This is a genomic window from Bartonella sp. AP4SXKL, from assembly GCF_042195845.1.
In the GTDB taxonomy this organism is placed as follows: Bacteria; Pseudomonadota; Alphaproteobacteria; order Rhizobiales; family Rhizobiaceae; genus Bartonella.
In genome coordinates, this window is sequence record NZ_JBHIPA010000022.1 from 1 (window position 1) to 13356 (window position 13356).

General features: G+C 38.0%; 10 protein-coding genes and 2 pseudogenes. 4 read left to right on the forward strand and 8 right to left on the reverse strand.

The window, feature by feature from the left end; translation table 11 throughout:
• Positions 1-107: 107 nt before the first annotated feature.
• The 4 genes and pseudogenes from ACFIMI_RS08705 to ACFIMI_RS08720 all read right to left on the reverse strand — a co-directional run.
• A complete protein-coding gene (locus tag ACFIMI_RS08705) occupies positions 108-437 on the reverse strand; it encodes a hypothetical protein (RefSeq protein ID WP_375611039.1) in 330 nt (109 codons plus the stop codon).
• Positions 438-446: 9 nt separating this feature from the next.
• Positions 447-3977: a hypothetical protein gene (locus ACFIMI_RS08710; protein WP_375692470.1), complete on the reverse strand. Its 3531-nt coding sequence runs from the start codon at positions 3975-3977 to the stop codon at positions 447-449.
• Between the two features lie 21 nt (positions 3978-3998).
• Positions 3999-4232: a hypothetical protein gene (locus tag ACFIMI_RS08715; RefSeq protein ID WP_375611072.1), complete on the reverse strand. Its 234-nt coding sequence runs from the start codon at positions 4230-4232 to the stop codon at positions 3999-4001.
• Positions 4233-4241: 9 nt separating this feature from the next.
• A pseudogene (locus tag ACFIMI_RS08720) lies at positions 4242-4439 on the reverse strand (phage tail protein); the annotation flags it as partial.
• 177 nt (positions 4440-4616) lie between these two features.
• Between ACFIMI_RS08720 and ACFIMI_RS08725 the strand changes: the two are divergent.
• From ACFIMI_RS08725 to ACFIMI_RS08735, 3 genes and pseudogenes are all read left to right on the forward strand, one after another.
• Positions 4617-5783, forward strand: coding sequence for a tyrosine-type recombinase/integrase (locus ACFIMI_RS08725; RefSeq protein WP_375612608.1), 1167 nt, complete (start codon positions 4617-4619; stop codon positions 5781-5783).
• Positions 5784-5991: 208 nt separating this feature from the next.
• On the forward strand, positions 5992-6192 hold the full coding sequence (locus tag ACFIMI_RS08730; RefSeq protein WP_375613860.1) for a helix-turn-helix transcriptional regulator: 201 nt from the start codon (positions 5992-5994) through the stop codon (positions 6190-6192).
• Positions 6193-6289: 97 nt separating this feature from the next.
• A pseudogene (locus ACFIMI_RS08735) lies at positions 6290-6901 on the forward strand (virulence-associated protein E); the annotation flags it as partial.
• A gap of 1059 nt (positions 6902-7960) precedes the next feature.
• Here the strand turns inward: ACFIMI_RS08735 and ACFIMI_RS08740 are convergent.
• From ACFIMI_RS08740 to ACFIMI_RS08755, 4 genes are read right to left on the reverse strand one after another with little or no spacing between them, the layout of a single operon-like run.
• Positions 7961-8953 carry a hypothetical protein gene (locus ACFIMI_RS08740; RefSeq protein ID WP_375692471.1) on the reverse strand — a complete coding sequence of 331 codons (993 nt, stop codon included), beginning with the start codon at positions 8951-8953 and terminating at the stop codon, positions 7961-7963.
• Positions 8922-9494 (reverse strand): hypothetical protein, encoded by a 573-nt coding sequence (locus ACFIMI_RS08745; RefSeq protein ID WP_375692472.1) that lies wholly within the window; start codon positions 9492-9494, stop codon positions 8922-8924. The genes ACFIMI_RS08740 and ACFIMI_RS08745 overlap by 32 nt, the downstream gene beginning before the upstream one ends.
• Positions 9484-11268: an MFS transporter gene (locus tag ACFIMI_RS08750; protein ID WP_375612536.1), complete on the reverse strand. Its 1785-nt coding sequence runs from the start codon at positions 11266-11268 to the stop codon at positions 9484-9486. The genes ACFIMI_RS08745 and ACFIMI_RS08750 overlap by 11 nt, the downstream gene beginning before the upstream one ends.
• Positions 11261-12439, reverse strand: a complete 1179-nt coding sequence (locus ACFIMI_RS08755) for a radical SAM protein (protein WP_375654125.1) — start codon at positions 12437-12439, stop codon at positions 11261-11263. Before ACFIMI_RS08755 ends, ACFIMI_RS08750 begins: the two co-directional genes overlap by 8 nt.
• Positions 12440-13147: 708 nt before the next feature.
• Between ACFIMI_RS08755 and ACFIMI_RS08760 the strand changes: the two genes are divergently transcribed.
• A partial coding sequence (locus tag ACFIMI_RS08760) for an Arm DNA-binding domain-containing protein (protein ID WP_375692473.1) occupies positions 13148-13356 on the forward strand: 209 nt, incomplete at its 3' end.

Sequence of the window (13356 nt, forward strand, 5' to 3'; positions counted from 1 at the left end):
ATTGTTTGATAAGCTCTAATCCTTCTTTCGATATCTTTCTCATCTGACGCTCCATAAAAAAAGCCCCACAAAAGTGGAGCTGGCATAAAAATGTTTTTTTATGATCTCTATTGACTATGCTCTTTGATCAGTTGCTCGACTTCGTCAACACCAAAGCCAAGCTGAAAGAGCGGCGCATATTCACTTTCCTGTAATTCATACTGACAACGCTTTTCGACAAAATCACCATTTGAATCAAACGGTATTTCTGTTGTTCGACAAACCTTATGCGTATCATCTTCTACCCCCTCTTCCCCTTCACTGAGTTCTTTGACAAAAAACCAATAAAAACGCGTTGTCAAAAGCATCTCTAGCCTTCTTACTGTTTCAACTTTGTCAAAAGAAAGCATGTTCAGATAATCTTCTTTGCTATTTAAATGTTCTGGATATTCTATCATCTCTCCCTCCTAAACAAAATGACGCGTATGGCTACATCCACGCGCCGCAACTTGTTCATTTCCACCATTGACGATCATGGCGGCTCGAGTAAAACGCCCATTATCCGTTGTATTACTCCAGCTACCACCCCCTAACAATGCTCTCATTTCAAACGTATTTTGCGTACGGCTTATGGGTATAGGAAACGTGCCCGATAAAAATTGCCAAACATAACCGCAACCATCCTCACAACCGATATGCGAGATCATTCGACGATTCGCCGTATCCTTATATCCACCTGAAACCTTAGAGGTTGGTTCTTTCTTGCCAACAATATGTGTCTTTTCATTGCTTCCATACATAGCAGAAGCAAACGCTTCATCACTCAGTAAAGATTTTTTAACACGCGCCATATCTGTTACATGTTCGGTATAATTACGGTTTGTTGTTATATTGGTACGATACATTGATTTCGTATTTTCACCCGTCCCTGATTGAAGATAAATATCAACCCAAAGATCTGTAGAGGGGTCGTAGACCATTCCCTCTGGTGAACTATAAGGGCGGTGATTTAAACACCAAACTGAATTGGGTAAAATATCCCCTGCCCTATAACCAGACAAGGGGTGACCAGAAATCGTACCAACATCCGCACAAAGCGTATGAAACCCTCCTATCTTGCGCGAATTATTGACGCTGTAACCGTTTGGATACGTAGAGTTTTCTGATACAACAATTTTATGAGAATCTCCCTCCGGTACCAAATAAAGATAATAATCCTTGCCCGCAGAAAGAGACGGCATGCTTATTCTGGCATCTACCGTATAACTTACAACCAAAATATCATGAGTTCGTGGCAAAGTTAGATAGGTTCCTTTTTTCACGGTTAATTGCGCTTTGCCTGTCGCAACAAGAAAAGGGGTGGAAATTGATAAAACCGTTAAATGAGACTGTTTTAGAAAAGTGTTTATCTTTTCTGCGAGATTTTTTGCTTGTGTGGCTACTGTATGAGCTGTTGTCGCTGTTTCCAGAGAACTCTTGATACCACTAAGCTCTTTCTTCATTGTATCGGCGGTTGTTTTGGCTTCTTCTGCTGTCCTTTTCGCTCTATCAGCTACTTCCTTGGCTTTTTCGGCTTCGCTCTTGGCTTGATAGGCTTGTGAATCTGCCGACTCGGCTTTTTTCTTGGCTTCGTCTGAGTACATCCGCGCTAAACTTACGGGGGCTTTAAAATTCTCAACCACTTGATTGATATCAATAACCCTACTCCTCGCAGACGAGGCTATTTTCTCTGCATTTTCTGCCTGATTGCGCGCTTGCGTCGCATCATGTCTTGCATAACCAGCAGACTCCTTGGCTTCCTTGGCTATTTTTTGTGCCTCTTCTGCTTCTTCTTCTAAAGACGCGGCTTTCTTACCCGCTGTTTCGGCTGCCCTCTGCGCCTCTCCTGCTATATATTTTGCATTACTCGCTATTTCCTTGGCTTTTTCTACTTCATTCTTGGCTTCATACGCTCGGTCATCGGCTTTCTCTGCTATTTTCTTGGCTTCTTCACCTGCCATTTCTGCTAATCTTGCTATAGTCTTAGCGTTATTGGCTGCTTCATTCGCGTCGTAAGCTTTACTCCACGCTTCATTCGCTGTGCTTTTTACTTTTTCCACCTCACTACGCGCTTGCTCCGCATCATGGTTAGCATAACCTGCTGTCTGTTTGGCTTCTTTAGCTATTTTTTGTGCTTCTTCTGCGGCTGCTTCTAAAGACGCGGCTTTTTTACCCGCTGTTTCAGCTGCCTTTTGCGCCTCTCCTGCTGCATATTTTGCACTATTGGCTATTTCCTTGGCTTTTCCGGCTTCATCTTTTGCTTCATACGCGTAGTTATTGGCTTTCTCCGCTATTTTCTTGGCTTCTTCGCCTGCCGTTTCTGCTAAACTTGCTGTAAGCTTAGCACTATCTGCTGTTTCATTCGCTTTGTGGGCTTTATTCCACGCTGCATTCGCTGTGCTTTTTGCATTTTCCACCTCACTACGCGCTTGCTCCGCATCATGTTTGGCATAACCTGCTGTCTGTTTGGCTTCTTGTGCTATTTTTTCAGCTTCATCCGCTTTACGCTTCGCCTCTTGTGCTATGCCCTTCACCGCTTCCCCACTCACCTGCCCTGCCGTCTCTCCTGAACGCACCGCAGACTCTGCTACCGCTTTCGCTTCCAAAGCTATTCTAGAGGCTTCTGTTGTGCTCTGTTGGGCTTGCTCCGCTTTCGCTATTGCACTATCTGCTGCACTCTTGGCTTCTTCTGCTGTGCTCTTCGCTGCATTCGCAACTGTCTCTACACTTTCGGCTTTAGCTTTTGCATCAGCGGCTGTCTGCTGTGAACTTACTGCTGTGCTATGAGCTGTTTCCGCTAAACTCTTAGCTTCACTCGACTTCGTTAACGCTTCTAAAGCTTTTTGCCCGATCTCATCACCAGCCTGTTTAGCTGTGGTAGCGGTCGATAATGCCGTTTCTGCAATACCTTTCACTTCTTCAGAAATATTCTTGACATCATTGACTAAGGTAAGCGCTGTAGATGCTTTATCCTTCGCTGCATTCGCTTCTGTAAGCGCATTGGTAGAGGCATTTTGGGCTTCTGTTGCAAGTTGTTTGGCTTCTTCTGAGAGTGTCTTAGATGACTCTGCTATCTGTTTGGATTCTCTTGACTCCGTTAATGCCTTCTCTACTGCCGTTTGTACTTGAGACGCTGTTTTTGTAAGTTCTCTAACAGAAGATGTCGCCCGTTCCGATAAACCTTTTGCTTCTTCGGCAATATCCTTGGCATCATCGGCTGCCTGTTTGGCTCCATCTGCCTTTAGACTTGCTTGCATGGCTACAGTCTTAACTTCATGACACGTTGCTACCGCCGTCGCTGCTACTTGCGTCGTCTCTGTTGCTGTTTGTGAAGCTTCTCTTGCTGTTTGTTCTGCACGCGTTGCAATGGTCTTCGATTCATCGGCTAACCTCTTGGCTTCGGTCGATAAATTAACAGCATTCTCACTGCTCTGTTTGACCTCTTCAAAACGTTGTAATGCCGTAGAAAGGGAACCTTTCGTACTATTGATTTCCCCTGAGGCTCTATCGACTGCTCCTTTTGTCTCTTCTGCCATGCGCTTCGCTGCATCAGAAGTATTCTTGGCTTCTTCTGCTAAGCCATTGGCTGTATCCGCTGTCTCTTTCGCAAGGCTAGCCGTTATCGTCGCTGCTTTAGCTTCTTCCTTCGCTTCATGAGACGTCGTAAGCGCTGTTGTCGCTGTTTGAACTGTTTTCGTCACTTCGCTAAGCGCTTGTTCCGAAACCCTCTTCGATTCTTCTGCAACCTGTTGCGCACCATTCGCACGCGACATGGCTTTTTCTGCTTCTTGACGTGCATTAACAACCTGCTCTAACGGCGCAAAGGTTTCATACGAATACAAAGATGCCGTCCCTAAAAGCTTCGGAACAACAACGCTGTCTTGAGAAGTCCCTTCTCTGATTTCCTCTTTCGTTGCAACAGGTATCAAATATTCATGTTCATGATCGGGTATCTTCATCTGTTTTCGTCCTCACATCATTCAGAGCACTTCGTCTAATGAACACTCTTTCAAATCTTCAAACTCTTCTCTTAAGGTCTCTAAGCGCTTCTCTAAATCTTTCAGTGAACCATCAAGCTCTGTTTTCAAAGCGGCTTTCAGTAAATCAAAAACGCCAGTAAGCGGCGCATGTACAAAACCTCCCCCAGAATACAAAACGACCCGTACTTGAGACGGGTCGCTAATCTCTGATATCGCAAACGGTTTTAATGACATTTCAACTCCTCATGTCTTGATCCCATAAATTACACTCACATTAACGGGGCGCGTTTCAATACCACCAACCCTCTCTGCCATGAGATGATGTTCATGATGCTCTCTGTCATTCAGACCTTCTGTTATAGGCGTTGAATAATATAAAAAATTAGCAAAGGGGCTCCTGATAAACCAAGGTAAACGTGGCGGCTTGTCTTTTTCTGTAAACCTACAACACACTGATTTATAATGATAATTCACTGTTTTGTATGTTGAATGAGAGTCTCGAATAACGTAAGATTCTCTCATTTCAAGTCTGTTTATATTGAATCAAACAAACCCATTTGCTTGCACGGCATAAGCGGGGCTGGCGTGTGGGTAAAACTGTATAAGAAAGGAATGAAAATGGTTCTTATGAATCGTCTTAACGCAAGGGCTGTCGCAACATTGGGAGCTGGCAAATATAATGATGGTGCCGGCTTGATCCTCCATAAGCGTAAAGATGGTGGTGCTCAATGGCTTTATCGTTATACCATTCACGGTCGGCGCCGTGAAATGGGCTTGGGCGCCTTAAGACATGTCTCTTTAAAAAAAGCCCGTGAATTGGCAAACCAATGGCGTGCTGTTTTACATGAGGGTCGTGACCCCATTAAAGAACGCGATAAACAAAAGCGTGAGGCAATGCGTAATCTTCATTATTTAAAAAACATTGCTTTAGATGCTTTTGAAAGCCGTAAAGCTGAATTAAAAAGAGATGGTAAAGCTTGTGATTGGTTTTTACCATTACGCCTTCATATTCTCCCTAAATTGGGCTGTCTGCCCGTTTCAGAGATTACACAAACAGAGATACGCAATACCCTTGCTCCTATCTGGCATACAAAAGCTGCAACAGCAGAGAAAGCACTAAATCGTCTTAATCTTTGTCTCAAACATGCGGCTGCATTAGGGTTAGATGTTGATTTACAAGCAACAGAAAAAGCACGCGCGCTCTTAGGTAAACAACGTCATAAAACCACTAATAGACCTGCAATGGATTGGAAAGATGTTCCCGCCTTTTATCAGTTACTCTGTAAAACACAAAACATAACACAACTGGCTTTGCGCTTGCTTATCCTGACAGGCGTTCGTACCAACCCTTTGCGTCATATTCGTGAAGATCAGATTGAAGATGATGTATGGACTATTCCTGCTGAGAATATGAAAGGTTTGCGTGACGCTACAACAGAATTTCGCGTACCTCTATCATCTGAAGCGCTAAAAGTGATTAAACAAGCCCGTTGTATTTCCAAAAGTAATTTCATTCTGTCTTTTTCCGGTCGTGCTCCCCTTGCTGAGAATTGTATGGCAAAATATATGAGAGACAATAAACTTGAAGCCTGCCCGCATGGTTTTCGCTCTAGTTTACGCAATTGGCTTGCTGAAACAACCGATGCTCCCTATGAGGTCGCTGAAACTATTCTAAGTCATACAGTTGGCGGCAAAGTAGAGCGTGCCTATCGTCGTACTGACTATTTAGAACAGCGCCGTGTCTATATGGATAAATGGGCGGCTTATGTCACTGGTCAATCTTAAGATATGGGGTGCATAACCCCATGATCTGTGGATAACTTTCTCTCTCTTCTCACTCATTCTTTCTCAATAAAACTCATAAATTATCACATTAGAATTTATATGATAATATATTGTTTTCTATAAATAAAATACCTTCAAAAATGAACCAAAATGTGCTTAATAAATAGGCATGATTTGTTTCTATTTTTTATTATGAAAGGATTTTAGAATGACAGAAAATGATATTCTTTTAACAGACCGTGAAAGTGCAAAATTGCTTCATATGAGTGTTTCAACATTCCGCCGTCATATTACCAATGGCTCTCTCCCAAAACCTTTAAAATTTGGTTTTTTATCCCGTTGGTTACAATCAGATCTCTTGAATGTCATCGAGCAAGCAAAACAGCAACGTCAAACTGACGCGGCATAAAAAAACCTTGTCACGTAAGGACGGACAAGGCTTTCTCAAACTCATCAATCTAGAGATAGCACAATCCGTCCTATGACGCAACGTTATAGGATTTACAATGATGTGTTCTTTTAAGAACGCGCAAGGTATTACACGTGCATTACGTGGAGTTTGGCATGGGCGTTATGGAACAGCCCGTTGCCCTGCTCATGATGATAGACTGCCTAGCTTATCCCTTGCCAATGGACATGACGGGCGTCTTTTACTCTATTGTTATGCTGGCTGCTCTTTTAGAGAGATCATACAAGCGCTTATTAGAATTGGATTGCTTGGAAAACAAGCCTTTTTTGATAAAACTTATGGTCATACGCTTTCTTTCTCAAAACAGTTTTGTGCTGATCTCAAACAAGCAAAACAGAAAGCAGAGAGAGCAAAAGTAATTTGGCAACAAAGCCAACCAATCAAAAATACTTTAGCAGAAACCTATTTACGTATGCGGGGGATCACATGTGATTTGCCTGCTGATTTACGCTTTTACGACAAATGTCTACACCCCTCTGGGGGTACATTGCCCGCGTTGATTGCTCTTGTTAAGGGGGCTGGTTCCTTTGCCATTCATAGAACCTTTTTAAAAGACAATGGCTGCAAAACAGATCAAAAACCAGCAAAAGCCATGTTGGGTTCTGTCACTGGAGGTGCTGTGCAATTAAGTCAAGCCAATCCAAAACATAAGGAATTATTTAACAAACTTTAGAGCTTTTATGCTGTTACAACTATCTTCGTGAAATTTATGAAGACAAAACCCAAAAGGCGGTCGGCCTACAAAACGCTATGAATAGCTCACCTTAGTGAAAAATCATAGGACCACACAATAGAGAAATCTCTTTTGACAGTTTTTCAAGCCAATCGCTCAACGCTCTTTTTAGTGACATTCTCTTCATTGCTCTTTTTTCAAAGAAAATGATCAGAGTTCTTCTTACAAAGAGTTTTGTTGCTTTTGGAGAGTTATTCCAATGTTTATGTTATTTTTTTAATAATAAAAAATAAAAAACATTATATTTTAATATTTTTGTTTAGGATCTTGAGCTACTCTATGGAAATTTCTATTTTTGTAAAAAATCCAAACGTGCAACAGCATGGTAAAATATATTTTTATGACGTTGGTGATGATCTCAAGAGAAAAGAAAAAAACCTTACGATAATAGGAGTCATTTGGGAGTATTGATGGTATTAAGTGAATATCAGCTACAATGTCATCTGGATTTATATTACTCGTAATTGGCATTTTGGATGCATGGCTCATTTGTTCTGCGAATTATTGGACTTGAATGTTTAATCTATAAAGCCCAGTATTGATGATATTAGAATAAAAGCCATCTTGATTTGTAAGTTTAATCGAATGCAAATTGAGAACATTCGATATAATAACAAGCGTATGCTTCTTAGCTAGCCCCTTTTAAGTAAGATAATAAGTCCACCTGCCATACTGTTTTGATTGGGGTTGAGCTCAGCTTTATAATAAACATCAAGCTTAAAAATACCGTTCGCTTATTTTGAGTTACATCAAACTGAAATACCTATAATTCTTTCTCATCAAAAATCTTGAATAAAAAAGGCAAGTTGCTGCTTAAATTACTGCTAATATCAAAAAAATCAAAGCCAATTTTGCCACCATCTTTGACACTTTTAGTATATAAGATCCCGATACATGAGACAAGCACCATATCGTTCTTCCATCGGTATGTCCTATATCTATTCACGAAACATAGCTGCTTCAGAGTGGGAAATACTATATATTTGTAGCAATTTCTTTTAATTGATTCATATCAAAATACAAATCCGATACCTTTTGGCAAAATTTATCAAGATAAATAAACAATTCATCAGAGAGAGATATCTTTTTTTCTCGAATTCTCATTAAATCCTCAGTTTTATTATTTAACGGATGCGCTTCAAAATTACTTGCACGATTTCCTGCTAATTTGGTAGGCATATAATGATTTATGATGTTACAAAAACTACAATCTAAAGGGCCTGAAACATTACTTCCAACCATACCAACGTAGTTATTTTTATTCTCAAAACACTTATATAATTCTTTAATATTACTTGCAAATGGCTTATAGACAAAAGCATTATAGCCATATTCGTGAATTTTTTCATAACCACATTTCACGAATGTCTCATCAGCGATATTTAAGAAACCCAAATCTGGAATTTTTGAAGGAAATTTCACAGGCTGTTCTATTCCAAACAAATTATTCTTATCTATCCTATCAATAAAATAATTCCACTGCTCAAAATTAATACTTGCATTGAAATCAATAATAAATTTTACATTTTTGTTTTCATTAACAATTGCAATTGTATCATCCAAATACTGATTCGATGATTTCAATTTTATCAAATCGTAATTACGTATCTCATCATCAATAATTGCACCTATTCCTATCGTTTTAATAGATTTCATTAATCCAGAATTAATAATTTTAGCCATTTCAACTTTTTTAAAAAAATCTTCCAACCCAAAGAAATAGCTTAAAGAATTTGCAAAGTGTTTACTTTTATTTATTGATCGTTCATTTACAGATTTTATAAAATCGTCCGGCATTTCTCCGTGACTAGGTGACAATGGCAACTCCATAGCAAAGGGCGAAATAACTTTATCCCGAACAGTAAATAAAATTATCAGTTCTGTTTTTTCAAATAACACACCAGAAGAGCTGTGAAAAGAATCCGATAGTTTATATTTATTGGTGTAAACTCTGATGCGTATATCCATATTTTATTTCACAGCCAGAAAAAAATCCCGTATCATATTTAACTGAAATGAACTCGGGAGTAGCGATACATATTAGAGCTAACACTTCTGCCAAATCGAATCTCTCCGATAAAGTAATCGTCACACTATATGGTACGCTATCTTTTTTCATACATTCTATGTTACGCACCCACGTTTGTTTATATTTTTTACTGTCTAGATTTCTTATCTCTGAAATAACATCTGTGCCTATTTGTATCCCTAAAAAGAACGGATTACTCTTTAATAGCTTCAAATATGGTTGAATATAGATGTGCCCCCCTGTTGCAATCCGAAAATATTTTTTGCAAATGAGACACATACAAGTATATTTATGAAGTAAATCATAATCGAGCTCAAAAGGCTCTCCACCAGAAAGAATAATAAAATCAGATTTTATGTCATTTATTGTATATAAAGATTCAGGCAACGCGTCATCTCTCACCATATATTCCATCGAATACGGACAATGATTGCAGCCCGCACTGCAATTTTCATTACAAATTACAATATTATCGCCCATGAAATTTCTTATTCAAGTTCATATAATCCAATACTAATTGTTTCATGAAAATATTTTGGTATAGAGAAAGATCAGAAATTTTTTTAGCCACAAACGCTTTTATCATTGGTAAAGCTTCATCCTTTGATATAGACAGCAAATGAGAAATATAGTCTATCCGTTCTTCTAAATTGAGAGATAATCTTGGACTGGTGAAAAATGTTAAGATATCCAATTCCGGACTGGCTTCTTGACATAAATCCCAATCCACTACCATAAAAGAACTATCAGAAGTAACAATGATATTATCAGGATGTAAATCTCCATGTGATAAGATTATATTCTTGCTTAATCGATCTTGAAAGATCTTATTGATTTGATCAATAATCGCCTTTTGATGTAGCAAATCCATTTGGCTCAATACAGTACCCCGGATAAACTCCCATTCGACTATTTCATCGCAAAGTGTTATCAAATTTGGTGCAGGATAGAGACTTTGTCGAAAAGAGCCATCCTTGATGTTTTCATTAATGCACGATGCTTCCGGATAAATTTGCCCATAGCAAAACTCTTGATGCTTGCGTTTCAAGAAATGTTGTTTTGACGATTGTGCATTTTCAGGCTGTAACCAAATGATTTCTTGTTTTCTGACAAAAATAATTAAAGCAGACACCCCAAAAATCACTGCCATAATCACTGCCAACCACAAATTAGCTTGCCAGAATGTTGAAAAAACATGACCGTATAAAAAACTGAATGCAAAGGATACAACAGCTGTAATAATGGCTGTAAATGATAAAACAGTCGCGATAGCTTTGGGATCAATCAGTGAATTTATAAGAAGAGACGACAGATAAGATCGATAAGCAGATTTAAAAACACATAGCAGTAAAAATCCTAATATAAGAGCCGCAATGATTTGAAATGACATGAGAAAAAAAGCAATGGTTACCATACAACCAATCATTAAGACGGGAAAAATAGGATTTTGAAACTTTGAAAAATACTTCTGAAACAATATATTGGAACTTGCTGAAAAAAAATTCCCAATGATAAAAATAATCGAAACCAAAATAGCAGGTTGAAATGGCAAAAAATCAGAAAATGCGATAGAAACAGTTCGATTATTAACCAAAATAGCAAAAGCTGAAACTGCACTTAAAAAAACAAGAGTGAAGCGATAAGGGTTTTTGACTTCTTTACGGCTGGCGCACATAACTGTGAAAATACTCGGATGAGCGTTGATATGAAAACTATCTAATCCCTTCGTCAGTTTTGAAAACATAAAAATAGCAAAAATTAATGAAAGGATTTGAAAAATTACAGGCAATGCAGGATGCACATAATAAAGTATTCCCCCTAAAAAAATAAGTACCGTTGTCACACTATAGGTAACAGCAGCCACTTCGGACTTAACGGAAAACAGTGTGCGATGCTTTGGTACTACAGAAAAGAGTAAACTATCTTCCGCACCTGAGAAACAAGCGGCCGCTAATGTGATACACAACAAATAAGTGGCGTAAGCAAAATATGCATAATTCATAAAAAGAGCTAAAAAACCGCAAAGAAAGAAAAACAGCCCAGTATAAATAACGCGCTTACTTCCATAAACATCTGATAATAAACCCAAGGGGACTTCTAAGATCAAAGGAAGCAATAAAAAATAACTACCGATTAAAACAATATCCGCTTGCGACAAATGCAATTTTTCCGACAAAAAAAGTGGTAAAACAGCAACCACTAGAGCAGTAGACTTGCTAACGCTATAAATCTTAAATTGCTTAACCTTATCCACAAAATACCTTCCCACGACATCCGCTACATGCGCCAGATTCTTTCAAAGATTTTAAAACGCTTTGAGCAGACCAATCTATTGCCTCATAATTTTGTAGATTCCCAAAAGCTTCTGAATAAAAGCAATTTTTTAAATCTCCATTATAGTCCAATACCAAGGATGAAAATGGAAATAAACACATTAACGGCGACGAAACGTACGCAGAATTTTCTCCTAAGTAATAATTAATACAATTTACAAAATTTTGTGACGTCCATGAGATTTTCCTTTCTTGGAACTTTTTATCTATATAAATCTGGAGGGAGGATTCTTTCCTTGATAATTCATCTCTCAAATGAAAAAGTGAGGCGTTTGGCGGAAGAATTTTGTTGCTTAAAGCCTTAGATCGATCCTTTGTATTATTGTTTCTAGAAAAACAAAATGACGACGTATCGAGCGGGTTGAATCCGATATAATCGACATCTTTGCTTATACAAAAATCGATAAAATTAATAATATTTTCTAGAATCTCTTTAGTAACTGTCGCTCTTATTCCTATACTTTGCAGAGGTTGAAGATTCTTAACTGTTTCAATGTTTTTCCACACGCGATCAAATTTATTCGCCCCCCGTATATCATAATATCCTTGGACACTAGTCGAATCCATAGAAACAACAATTTCTTTTATGTCATACTGTGAAATCCATAAATTTTTATGCAATAAGATGCCATTGGTATTTAATTCAACAGGCAGACCTAGTTCATTCAACGTTAATAAAATATCTTTAAGCCTCGGATGCACTAAAGGTTCTCCCCCAGAAAGCATCACTGAGGCAGCTCCTTTTTCTTTCAACATTCTAAATAAGGGTATTAAACTTTCTGGAGTATGCCAATTTTTTTCCTTAATCTTCCAGCAATCGCACATGATACAAGGGCTATTGCAATTCTGGATAATATGTATAATAGGTGTTACAGGTGCCCATAATTTTTTAAGATCAAAAATCGAATCTGACGCACTAATCAAGTTTTCCTTTTTTAAAAGAAAACCATTCTTTTCTAGTTCTCTTAACAAGATTGAAAAATCTGATGCTAAAATCTCTGTCTCTACATTAAGCTTTGCCGCAACAGTTTCAATTTTCTGATTCTGTAAAAAAGCTGAATCAATTAAAATTATAGCTGAATCATTAAGCACAATAGTCTAAAAATCATTTAATCTAGTTATGCTATTCTCGTCGAGATTAATACGAAACATTTCCCCTCCTAAATTGTTTCTCAATAATACAATGGATAAGGGCGCTGCACCGCCCTTATCCTGCTTTTTTATTTTTTTCTATCTCACACCAATGGTTTATAACAAGTTAAAGTTGCACTATTCACAGTGCCAATCACCTGCGGTTTTTTATATGACATAATATCCCCCTCATATTGTTATTATGTACTTTATTTATATTCAAGACAATTAGTATTTTATAAAAAGTCTAAAATTTTACAACTTTATAATTGTAAAGTCAATTTAACTGTATTACGCAATATTCAGTTTGGAAAACAAATTAGCCTATACCGGTATAAATCGAAAAACTCTTGTGCTCAGCTAATTTCCATTTTAATTATTAAGTTCATTCAAAAAGTGTTATTCCTGATTTCAATGGCTATTTCACTTCAATCGCAATAAGAAATATGCAATGCTCTGCTTTATCAAGTAATTTTAAAAAGTTTTTTTGGGGCTGAAATAAAGAATAGTTGTTGCGTAAATCAGCTTCTCAGAAGAAAAATTTTTCAATTATTTTTCTGTTTTAATTGTAATTTTGTGAACTACTACTTGCGGTGAAATTACCTTTAAAAGAGGTTCTACTCGACGCCAAAATACAAACTTTTATTTCTTATTAAAGATACAATCATATTGATTTATAATGATAATTTAAATCAACTAAAACCACTTGCTTGCACGTCACAAGCCGGCTTGTTATTTCATAAGCATAAAGATGGAGGTGCTCAATGGATTTTACGGTATACCCTTCACGGACGTCGTCGTGAAATGGGCTTGGGTGCCTTGCGAGATGTTTCTTTAAAACAAGCCCGTGAATTGGCAACTAGGTGGCGGGCTGTTTT